Annotated in this window: 17 protein-coding genes and 1 riboswitch; of the genes, 5 read left to right on the forward strand and 12 right to left on the reverse strand. The window is 69.7% G+C overall.

All coding sequences use genetic code 11. The annotated features are described in order from the left end of the window. Positions 1–55 precede the first annotated feature (55 nt). The 6 genes from AC067U_RS06305 to ctaE form a co-directional block, all read right to left on the reverse strand. Positions 56–1,516: an aminotransferase class V-fold PLP-dependent enzyme gene (locus AC067U_RS06305; protein ID WP_478828480.1), complete on the reverse strand. Its 1,461-nt coding sequence runs from the start codon at positions 1,514–1,516 to the stop codon at positions 56–58. 267 nt (positions 1,517–1,783) lie between these two features. Beyond that, positions 1,784–1,900, reverse strand: a riboswitch (SAM riboswitch). Positions 1,901–1,986: 86 nt separating this feature from the next. After that, positions 1,987–3,051, reverse strand: coding sequence for an anthranilate phosphoribosyltransferase (trpD, locus tag AC067U_RS06310; RefSeq protein ID WP_478828481.1), 1,065 nt, complete (start codon positions 3,049–3,051; stop codon positions 1,987–1,989). A 182-nt stretch (positions 3,052–3,233) separates the two neighbouring features. Continuing rightward, positions 3,234–4,859 (reverse strand): cytochrome bc1 complex cytochrome b subunit, encoded by a 1,626-nt coding sequence (qcrB, locus tag AC067U_RS06315; protein ID WP_478828482.1) that lies wholly within the window; start codon positions 4,857–4,859, stop codon positions 3,234–3,236. After that, positions 4,856–5,914, reverse strand: a complete 1,059-nt coding sequence (gene qcrA, locus AC067U_RS06320) for a cytochrome bc1 complex Rieske iron-sulfur subunit (protein ID WP_478828483.1) — start codon at positions 5,912–5,914, stop codon at positions 4,856–4,858. The genes qcrB and qcrA overlap by 4 nt, the downstream gene beginning before the upstream one ends. Next, positions 5,911–6,720 carry a cytochrome bc1 complex diheme cytochrome c subunit gene (qcrC, locus tag AC067U_RS06325; RefSeq protein ID WP_478828484.1) on the reverse strand — a complete coding sequence of 270 codons (810 nt, stop codon included), beginning with the start codon at positions 6,718–6,720 and terminating at the stop codon, positions 5,911–5,913. The genes qcrA and qcrC overlap by 4 nt, the downstream gene beginning before the upstream one ends. 78 nt (positions 6,721–6,798) lie before the next feature. After that, on the reverse strand, positions 6,799–7,419 hold the full coding sequence (ctaE, locus tag AC067U_RS06330; RefSeq protein WP_478828485.1) for an aa3-type cytochrome oxidase subunit III: 621 nt from the start codon (positions 7,417–7,419) through the stop codon (positions 6,799–6,801). A 187-nt stretch (positions 7,420–7,606) separates the two neighbouring features. On the opposite strand from ctaE, the gene AC067U_RS06335 reads away from it, so the two are divergent. After that, positions 7,607–8,008, forward strand: a complete 402-nt coding sequence (locus AC067U_RS06335; RefSeq protein WP_478828486.1) for a hypothetical protein — start codon at positions 7,607–7,609, stop codon at positions 8,006–8,008. A gap of 51 nt (positions 8,009–8,059) precedes the next feature. Here AC067U_RS06335 and AC067U_RS06340 read toward each other — a convergent pair whose 3' ends face one another. From AC067U_RS06340 to ctaC, 4 genes are all read right to left on the reverse strand, one after another. Beyond that, entirely contained in the window at positions 8,060–9,307 is a 1,248-nt protein-coding gene (locus AC067U_RS06340) for a L,D-transpeptidase (RefSeq protein WP_478828487.1), read from the reverse strand. A 113-nt stretch (positions 9,308–9,420) separates the two neighbouring features. Further along, the gene (locus AC067U_RS06345) at positions 9,421–9,819 is read right to left on the reverse strand and encodes a cytochrome c oxidase subunit 4 (RefSeq protein WP_478828488.1); all 399 of its coding nucleotides are present in this window, start codon (positions 9,817–9,819) and stop codon (positions 9,421–9,423) included. Continuing rightward, on the reverse strand, positions 9,816–11,549 hold the full coding sequence (gene ctaD, locus AC067U_RS06350; RefSeq protein ID WP_478828489.1) for an aa3-type cytochrome oxidase subunit I: 1,734 nt from the start codon (positions 11,547–11,549) through the stop codon (positions 9,816–9,818). Before ctaD ends, AC067U_RS06345 begins: the two co-directional genes overlap by 4 nt. Continuing rightward, complete coding sequence (gene ctaC / locus AC067U_RS06355; RefSeq protein WP_478828490.1) at positions 11,546–12,565, reverse strand: aa3-type cytochrome oxidase subunit II; 1,020 nt, start codon at positions 12,563–12,565, stop codon at positions 11,546–11,548. Before ctaC ends, ctaD begins: the two co-directional genes overlap by 4 nt. Before the next feature lie 285 nt (positions 12,566–12,850). Here ctaC and AC067U_RS06360 point away from each other — a divergent pair, with 285 nt between their 5' ends. Next, positions 12,851–14,242, forward strand: a complete 1,392-nt coding sequence (locus AC067U_RS06360; protein WP_478828491.1) for an aminotransferase class V-fold PLP-dependent enzyme — start codon at positions 12,851–12,853, stop codon at positions 14,240–14,242. A 226-nt stretch (positions 14,243–14,468) separates the two neighbouring features. Here AC067U_RS06360 and AC067U_RS06365 read toward each other — a convergent pair whose 3' ends face one another. Beyond that, entirely contained in the window at positions 14,469–15,446 is a 978-nt protein-coding gene (locus AC067U_RS06365) for a carbohydrate kinase family protein (protein ID WP_478828492.1), read from the reverse strand. 133 nt (positions 15,447–15,579) lie between these two features. Here AC067U_RS06365 and AC067U_RS06370 point away from each other — a divergent pair, with 133 nt between their 5' ends. Continuing rightward, complete coding sequence (locus AC067U_RS06370) at positions 15,580–15,801, forward strand: hypothetical protein (RefSeq protein ID WP_478828493.1); 222 nt, start codon at positions 15,580–15,582, stop codon at positions 15,799–15,801. 109 nt (positions 15,802–15,910) lie between these two features. Beyond that, the gene (locus AC067U_RS06375) at positions 15,911–17,584 is read left to right on the forward strand and encodes a hypothetical protein (RefSeq protein WP_478828494.1); all 1,674 of its coding nucleotides are present in this window, start codon (positions 15,911–15,913) and stop codon (positions 17,582–17,584) included. An 82-nt stretch (positions 17,585–17,666) separates the two neighbouring features. Here the strand turns inward: AC067U_RS06375 and AC067U_RS06380 are convergent, their stop codons facing one another. Beyond that, on the reverse strand, positions 17,667–18,023 hold the full coding sequence (locus tag AC067U_RS06380; RefSeq protein ID WP_058044766.1) for a HesB/IscA family protein: 357 nt from the start codon (positions 18,021–18,023) through the stop codon (positions 17,667–17,669). A 225-nt stretch (positions 18,024–18,248) separates the two neighbouring features. On the opposite strand from AC067U_RS06380, the gene nadA reads away from it, so the two are divergent. Continuing rightward, the gene (gene nadA / locus AC067U_RS06385; RefSeq protein ID WP_478828495.1) at positions 18,249–19,436 is read left to right on the forward strand and encodes a quinolinate synthase NadA; all 1,188 of its coding nucleotides are present in this window, start codon (positions 18,249–18,251) and stop codon (positions 19,434–19,436) included. The last annotated feature ends 20 nt before the right edge of the window (positions 19,437–19,456 follow it).

Consider the following 19,456-nt stretch of genomic DNA (forward strand, 5'->3'; position numbering starts at 1 on the left):
CTCCTCCCGCCGGGCCTGCGGTTTCCCGGGTAGTCAGGGCCGGGAGTCATGGGGGTCAGACCGCGGGGACGCAGCGGCCCTCCTCGGTGCGGTACTGCCACTTCGCGCCGTCGGTGACCAGCTCGCGGACCGCGCGGACGAACCGGTCGACGTGCTCGTCGGGGGTGCCGGCCCCGAAGCTGACCCGGATGGCGTTGAGGGACCTCTCGCCGGGGGCCGCCTCGGGTGCTCCGCACTCGCCCGGCTCCTGGGGCGCACTTCCCAGCAGGGTGCGGACCAGCGGGTGCGCGCAGAACAGGCCGTCGCGGACGCCGATGCCGTACTCGGCGGAGAGGGCCGCCGCGAAGTGGGAGCTGTTCCAGCCGTCCACCACGAAGGAGATCACGCCGACGCGCGGAGCCTCGTCCCCGAACAGCGAGAGGATCCGTACCTCGGGTACGCCGGCCAGGCCGGCCCGGACCTTGCCGATCAACTCCTGCTCGCGGGCGACCAGGGTGTCGAAGCCGGCCTCGGTCAGGGCCCGGCAGGCCGAGGCGATCGCGTAGACGCCGATCACGTTCGGGGAGCCGGCCTCGTGGCGGGCGGCGGTGGTGTGCCATTCGACGTCCACGCCGCCGTCCTCCCTGCGGACGACCTTCCGCGAGGCGCCGCCGCCGGCCAGGTACGGGTCGGCCTGCTGCAGCCAGTCCGCGCGGCCGGCCAGCACGCCCGAGCCGAAGGGCGCGTACAGCTTGTGGCCGGAGAAGGCGACCCAGTCCACGTCGAGGTCACGGACGGACACCGCGTGGTGCGGTGCCAGCTGGGCGGCGTCCAGGACGATCCGCGCGCCGTGCGCGTGGGCCGCCGCGGCGAGCTCCTTCACCGGCCAGAGTTCGCCGGTGACGTTGGAGGCACCGGTGACACAGACCAGGGCCGGGCCTTCCCCAAGCTCTCGGCTTCGCTCGAGCAGGGGAGACCCCAATGGGTCGCGGTCGGCCAGCGCCCGCTCCAGGGTCTCCACCGCCTCGCCCGGGGTGCGGGGCGCGTCGAGATACGTCACCTCGGCGCCCTCCCACGGCAGCAGTGAGGCGTGGTGTTCGGTCTCGAAGACGAAGACCCGGCAGCCGGCCGGCAGGGCCCGGGCCAGCAGGTTCAGCGAGTCCGTGGTGGAGCGGGTGAAGATCACCTGATCGGACGACCGGCAGTCGAGGAACCCGGCGACCGTGGCGCGGCTCTGCTCGAACAGGTCGGTGGACAGCTGGGAGAGGTAGCCGGCCCCGCGGTGCACGCTGCCGTAGTACGGGGCGTAGGCGGCGACATCGTCCCAGACCCGCTGCAGGGCAGGGGCGCTGGCCGCGTAGTCGAGGGCGGCGTAGGCGACTTCGCCCCCGGTGACGAGCGGGACGGTGACGTCGCGGCCGAGGACGGGCAGCGGCCCGGTGGTGGTGACCGCGGCGGCGGCGCAGGCGGGGTCGGTGGCCTCGGTGCAGCAGGCGGCGGTGGCGGCAGCGGTGGCGGTGTTCGGGTGCGCGGACATGGCGGTGTCTCCCGGGATGGCAGGGCTGAATGGCTTCGCTGGCCGTACACAGGTACGGCGCGGCGGCCGACCTGGGGGTCCACCGGAACGGAGTCCGGGGGAGGTACGGAAATGCCTCGGAGGTACGGGGGGACGTGGCCGCGGCTGTGCGCGGGTACGCCGAAGGGACCCTGATCCGAGGGGTGAAGAAAGGGCGCTACGCGCCTATCGCATTCGCTTGCTCACGGAAGGACGCTCCTCGAGAGACCAGGACCCCTGGTGTCGAGGGATCCGCGCTTGCCGTGGACCTTGCTGTCCACGGCCTGGTCATCACCCGGGGCACCCCGCCACGGAAGGAGGGTTGCCGGACAGCAAGCCGGGGCCAAAACGCTGTCACTCGTGACCTGGTCCAGAATCCTGCCACATGATCCAGAAAGCGCAAGCCCCCGTTCCACCATGTGGACGGGGGCTCGTGCGGGGCGGGGCCGGAGTCAGAGGTTGCTGGCGCGAACCCAGCGTTCCAGCGCGGAGCGGGCCGCACCCGAGTCGATGGAGTCGGCGGCGCGGGCGATGCCGACCCGCAGCTGCTCCTCCAGGGAACCGGTGCCCGGGTCGAGGGCGACCAGGGCCGCCGCCGAGTTCAGCAGGACCGCGTCCCTGGCCGGGCCGGTCTCCCCGCCCAGCAGCCGCCGGGCCACGTCCGCGTTGTACGAGGCGTCGGCCCCGCGCAGCTCGGAGACGTCGACCAGCGGGATACCGACGTCCCGGGGGTCGAAGGTCAGCTCCTCGACCCGGCCGTCGCGCACCCACCAGACCCGCGAGGTGGCGGTGGTGGTGAGCTCGTCCAGGCCGTCGTCACCGCGGAAGACCAGCGCCGAGGAGCCCCGCTCGGCGAGCACGCCGGCCACGATGGGGGCCATCCGGGCGTCGGCGACGCCCGTCGCCTGCGCGCGCACCCGGGCCGGATTGGTCAGCGGGCCGAGGAAGTTGAAGGTGGTGCGGATGCCCAGCTCGCGGCGGGCCGCCGCGACGTGCCGCAGCGCGGGGTGGAACTTGACCGCGAAGCAGAAGGTGACCCCGGCCTCCTCGGCGACGGCCGCGACCCGGGCGGGGGTGAGGTCCAGGTTGACGCCGAGCTTCTCCAGGACGTCGGAGGCGCCGCTCGCGGAGGACGCGGCCCGGTTGCCGTGCTTGACCACCTTGGCGCCGGTGCCGGCCACCACGATGGCGGACATGGTGGAGATGTTGACCGTTTTCGCGCCATCTCCGCCGGTCCCGACGATGTCCACGGTGCGCCCCGGAATATCAATCAGGTTGGCGTGCTCGTACATGGCCCGGACGAGGCCGTTGATCTCCGCGACCGTCTCGCCCTTGGCCCGCAGGGCGACCGCGAAGCCCGCGATCTGGGCGTCGGTGGCCTGCCCCCGCATGATCTGGTCCATGGCCCACTCGGTGTCCTCGGCAGCGAGATCCCTGCCGGTCAGCAGGGCGTCGAGGACGACCGGCCAGGACCTGGCCGCCACGTCGTCGCGGCCTGTCTGGGTCACCACGTTCATGGTCCGCTCCTGGGTCATCGGTCACTCTTGGAAATCAACGGCACCTCAAGCGTATCCAGCCGGGGCGAACGGCAGAGAGCCCCGTCCAGCGACTGGACGGGGCTCTCGCCGTGGCGAACTGTTTTCAGCCAGATCCGGGAATCAGGAGATCCACCGGTGGATCCGCGCGGGATCCGCCCGGATCAGTGGTGGCCGTGGCCGCTCTGGATCTCCTTGAACTCCTCGACGCTAGGCTTCTCGATCTGAGTGCCCTCGCCGTAGAAGCCGCGGCTCAGCTTGGCGCGGAGCTTCTCGGTCGCCTTGACCTTGCGCTCCACACCGTTCTCGTCGACCGTCGGGCCGATCTCGAGCGGCTCGTACTGGTGGTGCGTGGTGAGCTTGTGCAGCTCGCCCTGCGACAGCGGCGCGTGCACCTCGACGAACTCACCGTGCGGCAGGCGCTTGATGATGCCGGTCTCGCGACCGTGCAGCACCTTGTCCTTGTCCCGGCGCTGGAGGCCGAGGCAGATCCGCTTGGTGACGACGAAGGCGATGACCGGGCCGACGAAGAAGCCGATCCGCGCGAACCAGGTGATCGAGTTGATCGACAGGTGGAAGTACTGCGCGAACATGTCGTTTCCACCGGCGATCAGCAGGATCACGTACCAGGTGATCCAGGCGACACCGAAGCCCGTACGGGTCGGGACGTTGCGCGGGCGGTCCAGGATGTGGTGCTCGCGCTTGTCCCCGGTGACCCAGCCCTCGATGAACGGGTACACCGCGATCGCCGCCAGCACCAGCGGGAAGATCACCAGCGGGATGAACACGCCCAGGACCAGGGTGTGGCCCCACAGGTTGATCTCCCAGCCAGGCATGGCACGGATGAGGCCCTCGGAGAAGCCCATGTACCAGTCCGGCTGCGCGCCCGTGGACACGTGGTCCGGGACGTACGGGCCGAGGGCCCAGATCGGGTTGATCGAAGCGATGCCGGCGATGGCCGCGATGATGCCGAAGACCAGGAAGAAGAAGCCTCCCGCCTTGGCCATGTAGACCGGCAGCAGCGGCATGCCGACGACGTTCTCGTTGGTCTTGCCGGGACCCGCGAACTGGGTGTGCTTGTGGTAGAAGACCAGGATCAGGTGGGCCACCAGCAGGCCCATCATGATGCCGGGCAGCAGCAGGATGTGGATCGAGTAGAACCGGGCCACGAAGTCGTGGCCGGGGAACTCGCCGCCGAAGAGGAAGAACGACAGGTACGTGCCGACGATCGGCACGGACAGGATCGCGCCCTCCATGAAGCGGACACCGGTGCCCGAGAGCAGGTCGTCCGGCAGGGAGTAACCGGTGAAGCCGGTGAACATGCCGAGGACCAGCAGCAGGAAGCCGAAGATCCAGTTGATCTCGCGCGGCTTGCGGAACGCGCCGGTGAAGAAGACGCGCATCATGTGCACGAGCATCGCCGCGACGAAGATCAGGGCCGCCCAGTGGTGGATCTGCCGCATGAGCAGACCGCCGCGGACGTCGAAGCTGATGTCCAGGGTCGAGGCGAAGGCCTCGGACATCCGGACGCCCTGCATGGGCACGTACGAGCCGTGGTACTCCACCTCGTTCATGCTCGGGTGGAAGAACAGCGTCAGGTACACACCCGTGAGGATGATGATGATGAAGCTGTAGAGCGCGATCTCACCCAGCATGAAGGACCAGTGGTCCGGGAAGATCTTGCGCATGTTGGCCTTGGCGAGGCTGTAGATGCCCAGGCGGCCGTCCGCCCAGTCGGCTACGCGCTCGCCGCGCGGCGCTTTGCGCTCCGTGGTCGTGGCAGTGCTCATCCGCGCTCCCAGAATGCAGGACCGACGGGCTCCGCGAAGTCGCCGAGCGCTTCGAGGAAGCCTTCGTCATTCACACCGATCCGCAGCTGCGGAAGCGCGTGACCGGCCGGACCGAAGATGACCCGGCCGCCGTCGGAGAGGTCGAAGGTGGACTGGTGGCACGGGCAGAGCACGTGGTGGGTCTGCTGCTCGTACAGGCTGATCGGGCAGCCGACGTGGGTGCAGATCTTCGAGTAGGCGACGATGCCGTCGTGGGACCACTCGAGTTCCTGCTTGTCCTTGATGTCCTCCGGCTTGATCCGGACGATCATCAGGGCGGCCTTGCCGATCTGCTGCATGTAGTCGTGCTGCTCCTCCTCCAGGCCCTCGGGCTTGGCGAAGGTCAGCGAACCGACCATGACGTCCTCGGGACGCAGCGGCTCCATGGTGTTCTGGTTGATGAGCAGCTTGCCCTTCGCCCAGATCGTGTGGCGCAGCTTGTCCTCGGGCAGCGGGCCCAGGTCGCGCAGCAGCATCAGGCCGGAGAGCGGCACCAGGGCCAGCGCACCGAGCATGGTGTTGCGGATCAGCGGCCGGCGGCCGATGACCGACTCCTCGGCGCCGTCGGCGAAGTCCTGGAGGACCTTCGCCTTGACCTCGGGGGCGGCGGCGATCGGGTGCCGGTCGTCGGCGACCTCGACGTCGGACATCAGGGTGCGGGCCCAGTGGACCGCGCCCGCGCCGATGCAGAACAGGGCCGTGCCCAGGGTCAGGCCGAGGCTGAAGTTGAGCGCGCTCACGTGGCCGAACGGCCAGATGAACACGATCTTGTCGACCGGGATCGCCACGTACGCGACGATGAAGGCGATCGTGGCCAGCATCGACACCGTGAACAGCAGGGCCACGGTGCGCTCGGAGCGCTTGGCGGCCCGCTCGTCGATGTCCTGGATACGCGGCTTGTGGGCCGGCAGGCCGGGGTCGGCGAACGGGTCGTCCGCGACCACTACGCCACCGTGGTGCGCGTCGCCCTGCTCGCTCGGCAGGTGCTTCTCTTCGGGAATGTCTTGGCTACTCATGACTTCTTGGCCTTAGCGGTGTGGGCCGCGACCCAGACGGCGACAGCGATCAGCGCACCCAGACCGAAGACCCAGCCGAACAGACCCTCGGAAACGGGGCCGAGGCCGCCGAGCTTGAGACCACCCGGGTTGGTCGAGTACTCGCCGTTCACGTGCTGGAGGTACGCGATGATGTCCTTCTTCTCCTTCTCCGGCATGGTGGTGTCGGGGAAGGAAGGCATGTTCTGCGGGCCGGTGACCATGGCCTCGTAGATGTGCTTCGGCGAGACGTCCTCAAGGTTGGGCGCGTACTTGCCGTGCGTCAGCGCACCGCCCTCGCCGGTGAAGTTGTGGCACTGCGCGCAGTTGTTGCGGAACAGCTCGCCACCCTTGGCGATGTCGGCACCGGCCGGGTTGTACTGCTTCTCGGTCGGCGTGGCCGGGCCGGCGCCGAGGGACGCGATGTACGCGGCCAGCTGGTCGGTCTGGGCCTGGGTGTAGATGACGGGCTTCTTCGGCACCTGGGCGCCGGGCTGCTGGGCGGGCATGCGGCCCGTGCTCACCTGGAAGTCGACGGCGGCAGCGCCGACGCCCACCAGGCTCGGGCCGTCAGAGGAACCCTGACCGCCGGTTCCGTGGCAGCTTGCGCAACCCACGGCGTAGAGCTTCTTGCCCTCCTCGATGGCGAGGGACTGGGCGGTTTCATCGGCCTGCGCCTTGCCCGCGGGGGCGAAGGCGGCGTACAGCCCCCCAGTGGCCGCCAGCGCGAGGAGTAGAACGACGACCGCCGCCAGCGGATGGCGTCGTCGTGCGGAGAGCTTTTTCACGGATTACCCCGGTGTCAGGATCTTCTGCGTCGGTGTTTCTGGATGCGGTGCCGGGCGCGGGCCCGGCCACGTGTTTCGCTACTTGATCAGGTAGATCGTGGCGAAGAGGCCGATCCAGACGACATCGACGAAGTGCCAGTAGTAGGACACGACGATGGCCGAGGTCGCCTGCTCGTGGGTGAACCTCTTGGCGGCGTACGTCCGGCCGAGGACCAGCAGGAAGGCGATCAGGCCGCCCGTCACGTGCAGTCCGTGGAAGCCGGTGGTCAGGTAGAAGACCGAACCGTACGGACCGGACGAGAGGCTGAGGCCTTCGTGCTTGACCAGCTCGGTGTACTCGAACACCTGGCCGCCAATGAAGATCGCACCCATGACGAACGTGATGATGAACCACGTCCGGAGCTTCTTCACGTCACCGCGCTCGGCGGCGAAGACGCCGAGCTGGCAGGTGAGGGAGGAAAGCACCAGGATCGTGGTGTTCGTCGCCGAGAACGGAAGGTTCAGGAAGTCAGCCTGACTCTTCCAGTACTCGGCGCCTGTCACCGATCGCAGGGTGAAGTACATCGCGAAGAGGGCCGCGAAGAACATCAGCTCGGAACTCAACCAGATGATCGTTCCGACGCTGACGAGGTTCGGTCGATTGACCGTCGGGTGCGCGTGCCCGGTATCTACTGTCGTTGCTGTCGCCACGACCGACATTATGTCGGGCGCTTATCCGGCCCTCACGCCGGGGGGTGCCGTTCGGAGTGTCCGGGAGGTGTGCACTGCCCGAACGGCCCATCGGGCGGACCTTCCCGGTCCGTTCGCATACCTGTCCGAAGCGCTGCTGACTGGACGTCGGACGGAGTAGCATCCGCGCAAGATTTCCTGACGCGTGGAGGAAACGATGCGGGCGACTGCAAGGGTTCTGGTCTACAGCGACGACGCCAACACCCGGGAGCAGGTGCGGCTCGCTGCCGGGCGCAGGCCCGCCGCGGACCTGCCCGAGGTGGAGTACCTCGAATGCGCGACGCTGCCGGCCGTGCTGGAGGAGCTGGAGCGGGGCGGGATCGACGTCTGCGTGCTGGACGGGGAGGCCGTTCCGGCCGGCGGCATGGGAGTGTGCCGGCAGATCAAGGACGAGATCTTCCGGTGCCCGCCGGTGCTGCTGCTGATGGGGCGTCCGCAGGACGCCTGGCTGGCCACCTGGAGCCGCGCGGACGCGGCGGTGACGCTGCCGGTGGACCCGGTGGAGTTCCCGGACGCCCTGGCGGGCCTGCTGCGTGCGCGGCTGTCCGTGAACTCCTGACGGCACGGCGGTGTGCGGGTACCTCCGCAGGGGGGTACCCGCACACCGGTGTCAGACCTGCGGGCGCAGCCGGGCGTGGTCGACGGGGTTGTAGCCGTCCCGGACGCCCTTGAGCAGGGAGCTGCCCTCGCGCCATTCGTCCCAGTCCAGGTTCCAGTCGCCGAAGCCGTTGTCGAACGGGGTCATCCACTCGCCGATGCTGTTGACGACGGTGACGAGGTCGCCCTCGCGGATGTTCTCGTAGAACCAGGCGGCGTTGCCGGTGCTCATGCCGGTGCAGCCGTGGCTGACGTTGGTGTTGCCGTGCGAGCCGATGGACCAGGGCGCGGCGTGGACGTATTCACCACTCCAGGTGACGCGCGTCGCCCAGTAGACGTCCAGGTTGTAGTACTCGCTGCCGCCGATGCCGACGGTGTCCCCGCGCATCCGGACGTAGTACTGCTTGCCGAGAACCACCTTGGTGCCGTTGCGGGTGGCGAACCCGGGCTTTCCGGTGGTGACCGGGAGGGTGGTGACGACCTCTCCGTTGCGCTTGAAGGTCAGGTAGTGGTTGGCCGCGTCGGTGATGACCTCGACCCGGTCGCCGATCTCCAGCTTCACCGGTTTCGAGGCGGCACCGTGCAGAGCGCCGACCTTGATGCCCTCCAGGTTGCTCCGAACGGTGACGGTGGAGTGCGCGGGCCAGTACTCCTTCGGGCGGAAGTGCAGGGCGTCGTCGGCGATCCAGTACCAGGAACCCTCCACCTGGTGGGGTTTGACGTCCACGACCAGGGCCCGTTCGATCAGGGCGCGCGCCGCCTTGTCCGTCACGGGTTCGTTGAGTTCGGCCACGATGGGCTGTCCGACCCCGTACGTGCCCTCCTCCGGGGTGAACTCGACCTTGAGGAGCTTCTTTGCCGGGGTGGTGTCGAACGCCAGCGTGCGCTGCCCGGGAGCGCCCTTGTCGTTCTCCGTGCTGACGGTGACGGTGTATCGGACGCCGGCGGCGAGCGGCACGGTGCTGTGCCACCGGTCTCCCTTGGCGGAGAGTTCGCCGGCCAGCCGCCGGCCGTGCGTGTCCACGGCCAGGACGTCGGTGATGCGGCTTCCGCCGGCGTTCTTCGCCGTCACCTCCAGCGGCCGGTCGGGGTCGATGGGGCGGCTGCCCGCGGCCTGGTTGAAGGCGACCTGATCGGCCGCGTCATAAGGGGTGGCGGACAGCGGGTGGTCGCCTCCCCCGCACGCGGTGGCGCCGGCCCCGAGGGACGCGACCAGCAGGGAGCAGCTGACAACCGTCCAAAGACGCGGTGTGTGACTCATGGGGCCACGTTATGAATATCCGACTTACCCGGCGCGCTCGGTGAGGCAAAAGAGGGGCCCGGCCACCTCATCGGATGAGGTGACCGGGCCCCAAGTGGGTCAACCGGAACCGGTTACTGGTTCTGGTTCTCGCCGCGGTAGTACTCGTACACCCAGCCCCACAGGCCGACCAGGATGACCGGGGTGGAGAAGTACAGCAGCCACCAGCCGAAGACGACGCCGCTGAAGGCCAGCGCACCGCCGATGGCGAGCGCGAGCGGCATCCAGCTGTGCGGCGAGAAGAAGCCGAGCTCGCCGGCCTCGTCCGCGACGTCGGCCTCCTTGTTGTCCTGGGCCATCTCGTCCACACGCTTGGCCGTGAAGGCCAGGTAGTAGCCGATCATGACGCTCAGGCCGAAGGCCAGGAACAGCGCGGTGGTTCCGACCGGCTCCTTCGACCACACGCCATACACGATGGCCATGATCAGGATGAAGGCCGAGAGCCAGAGGAACATCTTGCCCTGGATCTTCACTTGCCGGCCTCCTTGCCGCTGGTGACGGCCGCCTTGACGCCCGCGTGGTCCTCGAGGTGCTCGAGGGCCGCGATCTCCGGGTGGTGCAGGTCGAACGCCGGCGATTCACTGCGGATGCGCGGCAGGGTGAGGAAGTTGTGCCGCGGCGGCGGGCAGGAGGTCGCCCACTCGAGCGAACGGCCGTAGCCCCACGGGTCGTCGACCTCGATCTTCTTGCCGTACTTGGCGGTCTTCCACACGTTGTAGAAGAACGGCAGCATCGACAGGCCGAGTACGAACGAGCTGATCGTCGAGAGCGAGTTCAGCGTGGTGAACCCGTCGGCGGCCAGGTAGTCCGCGTAACGGCGCGGCATGCCCTCGGCGCCCAGCCAGTGCTGGACCAGGAAGGTGCCGTGGAAGCCGAAGAACAGCGTCCAGAAGGTCATCTTGCCGAGGCGCTCGTCCAGCATCTTGCCCGTGAACTTCGGCCACCAGAAGTGGAAGCCGGCGAACATCGCGAAGACCACGGTGCCGAAGACGACGTAGTGGAAGTGCGCGACGACGAAGTACGAGTCGGAGACGTGGAAGTCCATCGGGGGCGAGGCCAGGATGACACCGGTCAGACCACCGAAGGTGAAGGTGATCAGGAAGCCGATCGTCCAGAGCATCGGGGTCTCGAAGGACAGCGAGCCCTTCCACATGGTGCCGATCCAGTTGAAGAACTTCACACCGGTCGGTACCGCGATCAGGAAGGTCATGAAGGAGAAGAACGGCAGCAGCACACCGCCGGTGACGTACATGTGGTGCGCCCACACGGTCACGGACAGACCGGCGATCGCGATCGTCGCACCGATCAGACCGATGTAACCGAACATCGGCTTGCGGGAGAAGACCGGGATGACCTCGGAAATGATTCCGAAGAACGGCAGGGCGATGATGTACACCTCTGGGTGTCCGAAGAACCAGAAGAGGTGTTGCCAGAGCAGTGCGCCGCCGTTGGCCGCGTCAAATACATGGCTGCCGAACTTGCGGTCGGACTCCAGCGCGAACAGCGCGGCGGCCAGCACCGGGAAGGCGAGCAGGACCAGGACACCGGTCAGCAGCACGTTCCAGGTGAAGATCGGCATGCGGAACATCGTCATGCCCGGAGCGCGCATGCAGATGATCGTGGTGATGAAGTTGACCGAGCCGAGGATGGTGCCGAAGCCGGAGAAGGCCAGACCCATGATCCACATGTCGGCACCGATGCCCGGCGACCGGACCGCGTCCGACAGCGGGGAGTAGGCGAACCAGCCGAAGTCGGCGGCGCCGTTCGGCGTGATGAAGCCGGCCACCGCGAGGGTCGAGCCGAAGAGGTACAGCCAGTACGCGAACATGTTCAGCCGGGGGAACGCCACGTCGGGCGCGCCGATCTGCAGCGGCATGATCCAGTTCGCGAATCCGGCGAACAGCGGCGTCGCGAACATCAGCAGCATGATCGTGCCGTGCATCGTGAACGCCTGGTTGAACTGCTCGTTCGACATGATCTGCGTGCCCGGACGGGCAAGCTCGGCGCGCATGAAGAGCGCCAGGATGCCGCCGATGATGAAGAACACGAACGAGGTGACCAGGTAGAGCGTACCGATGGTCTTGTGGTCAGTGGTGGTGAGCCACTTCACGACCACGTTCCCGGGCTGCTTGCGCCGTACCGGCAGCTCGTTCTCGTACGAGTCGGCTGCGGCGGCACCCTGAGGTTCGTTGAGGATGCTCACAGTTTGTTCGTCTCCGCGTTCCGGGCCGGGTCAGTCTGCTTGATGCCGGCCGGCAGGAAGCCGGTCTGCCCCTTCTCGGCCAGTTCCTTGAGGTGGGCCCGGTACTCCTCGGGGGAGACGACCTTGACGTTGAACAGCATCCGGGAGTGGTCGACGCCGCAGAGCTCGGCGCACTTGCCCATGAAGACGCCCTCCTGGTTCGGGACGACCTCGAAGACGTTGGTGTGGCCCGGGATGACGTCCTGCTTGAACAGGAAGGGGACCACCCAGAAGGAGTGGATGACGTCGTTCGACGACAGGATGAAACGGACCTTCTCGCCCTTGGGCAAGTACAGGGTCGGACCGGGGTAGGTCTTGCCCTGCGCCGCCATCTCCGGGTTCACATCGGCCGGCGTTCCCTTCTCGTAGACGCCCTCGGCGCCCGCGGGGAACTGCTTGGTGAAGCGGTCCGGGATGGAGGCGAGCTCCTTGGGGACCTCACCCGCCTTCGGGGTCGCCGCGTCACCGTCGACGTCCTCGACGTAGTTGAAGCCCCAGCTCCACTGGAAGCCGACCACGTTGATGGTGTGGGCGGGCTTCGTCAGGGCGAGCAGCTTCGACTCGTCGCGCGCGGTGAAGTAGAAGAGCACCGAGACGATGATGAGCGGGACCACGGTGTACAGCGCCTCGATCGGCATGTTGTACCGGGTCTGCGGAGGGACCTCCACCTTGGTGCGGCTGCGCCGGTGGAAGATCACGCTCCAGATGATCAGGCCCCAGACCAGGATGCCCGTGACCAGAGCGGCCGCCCACGACCCCTGCCACAGCGAGAGGATGCGCGGCGCCTCCTCGGTGACCGGGTCCGGCATTCCGAGGTTGGGAAAGTCTTTATATGTGTACGAGCAACCGGTGGCGGTTGCCAGGACCGCACCCGCCGTCAGCGCCTGCAGCAGCTTCCGCCGCATCGGGCGCCGCGGCATGGGGGTACCTCCCACGCCCTCAGGGCGGTGGGGGAGGTCGGAGCCGTAGGGACTCACGTAGCGCCTTCCCGAGAGTCTCGGCCCGCGCTCCCGGCCGCGGCCGTCTTTCGGGTCGGTCGCCGGCCCTGACGCGCAGGCAGGGGTTTGGATGTTTATGCGGACCAAACCCTACTGGACGCTATTTGGGGTCGCGCGGGGAGGGTGCCCAACGCGCCGCTACTGCCCCCGAAGGGGTGGCTCGCCCGTACGGGGGACGGTCTCCGCGCGCCTGAACGGCGGGCTCGGCACGGCGCTTGACGCCCCCTGAACCCCGTGCCGGGCCCGGCCGGTTAGCGTGACCGGATGCCGTACTTCGATGTCGCCTCCGCCGCTCCGCTGCACCCGGTCGCCCGGCAGGCCCTGCAGGCCTCGCTGGACGAGGGCTGGGCCGACCCGGCCCGGCTCTACCGGGAGGGCCGGCGCGCCCGGCTGCTGCTGGACGCGGCGCGGGAGGCCGCCGCCGACGCGGTGGGCTGCCGCCCCGACGAACTCGTCTTCACCCCTTCGGGGACGCACGCCGTCCACGCGGGGATGGCCGGGGTCCTGGCGGGCCGTCGGCGGGTCGGCGCTCACCTGGTCGTATCGGCGGTCGAGCACAGTTCCGTGCTGCACGCGGCGGAGCTCCACGAGGCGGCCGGCGGAACGGTCCTGCGGGTGCCGGTCGACCGGACCGGGGCCGCGTCCGCCGAGGCGTACGCGCGGGAGCTGACGGACCGGCCGGACACCGCGCTGGCCTGCCTGCAGTCCGCCAACCACGAGGTGGGCACGGTGCAGCCGGTCGCCGAGACGGCCGAGGTCTGCGCGGCGGCCGGGGTGCCGCTGCTGGTGGACGCGGCGCAGTCGCTGCCGTGGGGGCCGGTGGAGGGCGGCTGGTCGGTGCTCGCCGCCAGTGCGCACAAATGGGGCGGACCAGCTGGAGTCGGGCTGCTGGCGGTCCGCAAGGGCGTCCGGTACGCGCCCCAAGGCCCGGCCGACGAACGGGAGTCGGGCCGATCCCCCGGCTTCCCCAACCTCCCGGCCATCGTGGCCGCGGCGGCATCGCTGCGGGCGGTCCGCGCCGAGGCGGACGCGGAGGCGGCCCGGCTGCGGGTGCTGGTGGACCGGATCCGGCGGCGGGTGGCACGGCTGGTGCCGGACGTGGAGGTGGTCGGCGACGCCGACCGCCGGCTCCCCCATCTGGTCACGTTCTCCTGCCTGTACGTGGACGGGGAGACGCTGCTGCACGAGCTGGACCGGGCCGGGTTCTCGGTGAACTCGGGTTCCTCGTGCACCAGCTCGACCCTGACGCCGAGCCATGTGCTGAACGCCATGGGGGTGCTGTCAGAGGGGAACGTACGGGTGTCGCTGCCGCACGGCACCACGGCCGAGGAGGTCAACGCCTTCCTGGAGGTGCTGCCGCGCGCGGTCGCGGGGGTCCGGGAGCAGCTGGGCGTCTCCGAGGCGCCCGCCCCGGCGGGCGCCGGGGCCGAGTCGCTGACCGTGGACGCGCTGGGACTGCTCTGCCCGCAGCCGGTGATCGAGCTGGCGCGGGCGATCGGGCGGGTGGCGGTGGGCGGCGTGGTCACCGTCCTGTCGGACGACGAGGTGGCGCGGCTGGACATTCCGGCGTGGTGCTCGATGCGTGAGCAGGAGTACCTGGGCGAAGCTCCTGCGTCCGGCGGCGCCGTCGCTTATCGGGTGCGGCGTACGCACTGACCGCCCGAGGGGGGGTCGGCCGCTGCGCGGGGTTGTTCCCCGCCCCGCCCCTTCACCGTTTCCCCGGGGCTCCGCCCCGGACCGCCGCCCGGTTCGGGCGGCCCCGTCGCACCGGGCCTGCGGGCCGGCCGTGGCCGTTCGCGCAGTTCCCCGCGCCCCCGACGGGGTGCAGCCCGGCGGGGCCGAGCGGCGGAGCCGGGGTCGGGCCGGCTCCGCCTCCGGAGGGTTACGCGGACAGGTGGGCCTGGACCTCGGCGGCCGCTTCGTCGCCGTACGCCTTGGTGAAGCGCTCCATGAAGTGGGCGCGGGCCAGCGTGTACTCCTGGGTGCCCAGGGTCTCGATGACGAGGGTGGCGAGCATGCAGCCGACCTGCGCGGCACGCTCCAGGCCGACGCCCCAGCCGAGGCCGGTCAGGAAGCCGGCCCGGAAGGCGTCACCCACGCCGGTCGGGTCGATCTTCGCGGTCTCCTCCGGGCAGCCGACCGTGATCGGCTCCTCGCCGGCCCGCTCGATGACCACGCCGCGCGAGCCCAGCGTGGTGACGCGGGTGCCGACCTTGCCGAGGATCTCCTCGTCGGTCCAGCCGGACTTGGTCTCGATGAGCCCCTTCTCGTACTCGTTGGAGAAGAGGAAGGTCGCGCCCTCCATCAGGGTGCGGATGTTCTCGCCGTCCATGCGGGCGATCTGCTGGGAGAAGTCCGCCGCGAACGGGATGCCCCGGGTCCGGCACTCCTCGGTGTGGCGCAGCATCGCCTCGGGGTCGTCGGCCCCGATGAGGACCAGGTCCAGGCCGCCCACCCGGTCCGCGACCGCCTTGAGCTCGATCAGCCGGGCCTCGCTCATGGCGCCGGTGTAGAAGGAGCCGATCTGGTTGTGGTCCTTGTCCGTGGTGCAGACGAAGCGCGCGGTGTGCAGCACCTCGGAGATGCGGACGGACTCGGTGTCGACGCCGTGCCGCTCGAGCCAGGCCCGGTACTCGTCGAAGTCGTAGCCGGCGGCGCCGACCAGGATCGGGCGGCTGCCCAGCTGGCCCATGCCGAAGCAGATGTTCGGGCCGACGCCTCCCCGGCGCACGTCGAGGTTGTCGACGAGGAAGGAGAGGGAGACCGTGTGCAGCTGGTCCGCGACCAGCTGGTCGGCGAAGCGGCCGGGGAAGGTCATGAGGTGGTCGGTGGCGATGGAGCCGGTGACTGCGATACGCACGGCGTGGATGCTCCTGCGAAGGGGCGGCAAGGTGACAGTCCACGCTACCCGCTCCGGCGCGGCATGCCGAGCCACCGAAACTACCCGATAGTAGGGCTTTTCCCTCGCGCCGGACGCCCCCTACGGTGCCCACATGACGGACTATTCCGAGTACACCGCCGCACTGCGCGGCGCTGAAGCCCTTTCCCGGCCGGGTTTCGCGCGGATGCTGGGCGACTGCGCCCGGATGGCTCCGCACTGGGGAGTCCCGGCGGAGCCCGTTCCGGCCCCGGTGACGGCCGCGCAGATCCACGGGATCACGGTGCCGCCGGCCTCGGCCCGGATGATCGCGGCCACGGCTCTGTACGGGGACTGAGCGAACGGGGATCGAGGGGAACCGGAGGGGGAATCGGAGGGGAACCGGTTGCGCGTCTGTTCCGTCCCACTGGCACCACGGACGGCGAGGCAGGCGAAGGAGCGATGCGGTGACCAGCTCGGAGACCCCGGAACCGGCACGGATCCCGGACCCGGCAGAGGCCGCGGACCCCGCGGCGACGGCGGAGTCGGCACACCCCGAAGGGACAACACACCCCGCAGGGTCGGCGGACCCCACCGGGACCGACCCCGCAGGGACGGCCGGCCCCGCAGGGACGGCGGACCCCGCAGCGCCGGCGGACCCCGCCGGAAAGGCCACTCCCGCACCGGAGACGGCGGTACCGACCAGGGCGGCGCGCCGACGGCCCGCCCTGGTCGCCGGCGCGGTGGCGGCCGCGGTGCTGCTGGTCGGCGGCGGTACGGCGTACTGGGCGGCCACGGCCCAGGAGGGCGGCGGCAGCGGTGCGACGGCGGCGATGGCCGCCCGGGACGCGGGCGGCGGCCCGGAATCCGGCCCGGCGTCGAGCCCCACTCCGGGGAACCCGGGGATCGCGCCCGGCGAGCCGGACCCCTCCGGCGGCCAGGTGGTCTACGAGGCGAGGAACCCGCTCCCGCAGGGCCCGGGCAGCGCGCCCGCGTTCAAGGCGGTCGGCGAGGTGACCTCGGCCGAGGTGGCGAAGCTGGCGACGGCGCTGGGCATCGAGGGCGCCCCGCAGCTCTCGGGTGCGCAGTGGGTGGCCGGTCAGGCCAAGGACACGGGCGGGCCCCGGCTCCAGGTGACCCGGCAGTCCCCCGGCAGCTGGTCCTTCAGCGCCCACCGGCAGGGCGGGGACGACTGCGAACGGGGCAAGGACACCTGCGGTCCGGCCACCCTGCCCGGCGGTGCCGGTTCGAGCGGGTCCGGGGTGTCCGATCCGGTGGCGCACGGCCCCGGGCCGGCGGTCACGGAGGACGCGGCGAAGGCAGCGGCCGAGCCGGTGCTGAGGGCCCTCGGGCAGGAGGGCGCGAAACTCGACGCCCGGCTCACCCAGGGCTCCGTACGGGTGGTGGTCGCGGACCCGGTGATCGGCGGACTGGCCACCCAGGGATGGTCGACCCGGATCAGCGTGGGCCCGGCCGGCACGGTGGTGGGCGGCAGCGGCGAGCTGAAGGCGCCGGAGCGGGCCGGTGAGCGCTCGGTGGTCACCGCCACGGCGGCCCTGGACAAGCTGAACGCCGCCTCGCGGCCGCCGGTCACCGGTCCGAGCGGGTGCGCCACCCCGGTTCCGCTGGAGGACTCGCCGGCCCCCGCGACGGGGACCGACACGGTGCCCTGCAACCCCGAGCCGCGCCCGATCAAGCCGCCGCGGACCGAGACGGTGGACAAGGCGGTGCTGGGGCTGGCCCCGGCCACCGTGGACGGGGTCCGCGGACTGGAGCCGGCCTGGCTGTTCGAGGTGGCGGGGCGGAACGGCGCCCCGGGGCACACCGTGGCGCAGGCCGCCGTGGCGGACCCGAAGACGGACGGGGTGGGGCGGATGGCGGTGCCCGGGTTCTCGTACAGCGAATCGGACCGGAAGCTGACCGTGCACTTCTGGGGCGGGGTGTGCAGCACGTACGCCCTGGAGGTGCGGGAGACCCCGGCGGCGGTGTCGGTGCGGATCACCGACACCCCGAAGGAGCCGGGCCGGGCGTGCATCCTGATCGCCCAGGAGATGTCCCTGTCGGCGACGCTGAAGGACCCGCTGGGCGGGCGGCCGGTGATCGACGCCACGACGGGCAAGGAGCTGTCCCGCACCTCCTGACGCGCGCCCGCGCGAGGGGGTCCGTACGCGAAGGGGCCCGCACCGGAGTCGTCCGGTGCGGGCCCCTCGTGCCGTTCAGGGCTTAGCTGAAGGAGTCACCGCAGGCGCAGGAGCCGGTGGCGTTCGGGTTGTCGATCGTGAAGCCCTGCTTCTCGATGGTGTCGACGAAGTCGATGGAGGCACCGCCCAGGTACGGGGCGCTCATGCGGTCGGTGACGACCTTGACCCCGTCGAAGTCCTTGACGACATCGCCGTCGAGCGAGCGCTCGTCGAAGAAGAGCTGGTAGCGCAGGCCGGAGCAGCCGCCGGGCTGTACGGCGACGCGCAGGGCCAGGTCGTCCCGGCCTTCCTGCTCGAGCAGGGCCTTGACCTTGGCGGCGGCGGCGTCGGACAGGAGGATGCCGTCGCTCACAGTGGTCTTTTCGTCCTGAACGGACATCTGCATTCACTCCCGAAGTGGGGCGGAGGACTCTTGCCGTCGGTGGCAACCGACGCGGCCACGTATTCATTCCCATGCTCGCACACCGGGACGGAAGGGAGGGCCGCCGCGATGCACCAGCGAATTCGTCACATAGACACACTGGCCATCGTCAAACTGACGTGAACGGGTTATGATAAATAGCGTCATATAGACGAGAAGTCTCGTCGTCGCGGAACAGAAAGGGTGCGTGTCGTGACCACCGCCCAGCCTTTGGACGTCCAGCCGACGCCCCTTGCCCTGCTGCTGCTCGGCCGTGAGGCCGACCCCAAGAGCGAGCGGGGAGTGGAGTGCCCCGGCGACCTGCCGTCGCCCTCGGACCCGGACCTGGTGGCGCGCGCCCGCGCGGCCAAGGAGAAGCTCGGGGACAAGGTCTTCATCCTCGGGCACCACTACCAGCGTGACGAGGTCATCGAGTTCGCGGACGTCACCGGCGACTCCTTCAAGCTCGCGCGCGACGCGGCCGCCAAGCCGGAGGCCGAGTACATCGTCTTCTGCGGCGTGCACTTCATGGCCGAGTCGGCGGACATCCTGACCTCGGACGACCAGAAGGTCGTCCTGCCCGACCTCGCGGCCGGCTGCTCGATGGCCGACATGGCCACCGCCGAGCAGGTCGCGGAGTGCTGGGACGCCCTGACCGAGGCCGGCATAGCCGACCGCACCGTCCCCGTCTCGTACATGAACTCCTCGGCCGACATCAAGGCGTTCACCGGCAAGCACGGGGGCACCATCTGCACCTCCTCCAACGCCAAGAAGGCCCTGGACTGGGCCTTCGAGCAGGGGGAGAAGGTGCTGTTCCTGCCGGACCAGCACCTGGGCCGGAACACCGCGGTCCGGGACATGGGCATGTCCCTGGACGACTGCGTGGTCTACAACCCGCACAAGCCGAACGGCGGCCTGACCGCCGATCAGCTGCGCGGCGCCAAGATGATCCTGTGGCGCGGGCACTGCTCCGTGCACGGCCGGTTCAGCCTGGACTCGGTCAACGACGTGCGCGAGCGCATCCCGGGCGTGAACGTGCTGGTCCACCCCGAGTGCAAGCACGAGGTCGTTGCGGCCGCGGACTACGTCGGCTCCACGGAGTACATCATCAAGGCTCTCGAGGCGGCTCCGGCCGGCTCGAAGTGGGCCATCGGCACCGAGCTGAACCTGGTCAAGCGGCTGGCGAATCGATTCGCCCCCGAAGGCAAGGAAGTCGTCTTCCTCGACCGCACGGTCTGCTTCTGCTCGACCATGAACCGCATCGACCTCCCCCACCTGGTGTGGACCCTGGAGTCCCTGGCCGAGGGCAACCTGGTGAACCAGATCCAGGTCGACCGGGAGACCGAGGGCTTCGCCAAGCTGGCGCTGGAGCGCATGCTCGCGCTGCCGTAGCGCAGGCCCGCCCGGACGGC

This window comes from Streptomyces sp. NPDC043853 (assembly GCF_056436025.1).

What these genes read in the sequence shown, in the direction of transcription:
- qcrB (WP_478828482.1), bottom strand. Translation starts at nt 4,859, where the DNA reads ATGAGCACTGCCACGACCACGGAGCGCAAAGCGCCGCGCGGCGAGCGC.
- AC067U_RS06370 (WP_478828493.1), top strand. Translation starts at nt 15,580, where the DNA reads ATGACGGACTATTCCGAGTACACCGCCGCACTGCGCGGCGCTGAAGCC.
- AC067U_RS06360 (WP_478828491.1), top strand. Translation starts at nt 12,851, where the DNA reads ATGCCGTACTTCGATGTCGCCTCCGCCGCTCCGCTGCACCCGGTCGCC.
- qcrA (WP_478828483.1), bottom strand. Translation starts at nt 5,914, where the DNA reads ATGAGTAGCCAAGACATTCCCGAAGAGAAGCACCTGCCGAGCGAGCAG.
- AC067U_RS06305 (WP_478828480.1), bottom strand. Translation starts at nt 1,516, where the DNA reads ATGTCCGCGCACCCGAACACCGCCACCGCTGCCGCCACCGCCGCCTGC.
- AC067U_RS06335 (WP_478828486.1), top strand. Translation starts at nt 7,607, where the DNA reads ATGCGGGCGACTGCAAGGGTTCTGGTCTACAGCGACGACGCCAACACC.
- AC067U_RS06340 (WP_478828487.1), bottom strand. Translation starts at nt 9,307, where the DNA reads ATGAGTCACACACCGCGTCTTTGGACGGTTGTCAGCTGCTCCCTGCTG.
- trpD (WP_478828481.1), bottom strand. Translation starts at nt 3,051, where the DNA reads ATGAACGTGGTGACCCAGACAGGCCGCGACGACGTGGCGGCCAGGTCC.
- AC067U_RS06380 (WP_058044766.1), bottom strand. Translation starts at nt 18,023, where the DNA reads ATGTCCGTTCAGGACGAAAAGACCACTGTGAGCGACGGCATCCTCCTG.
- ctaE (WP_478828485.1), bottom strand. Translation starts at nt 7,419, where the DNA reads ATGTCGGTCGTGGCGACAGCAACGACAGTAGATACCGGGCACGCGCAC.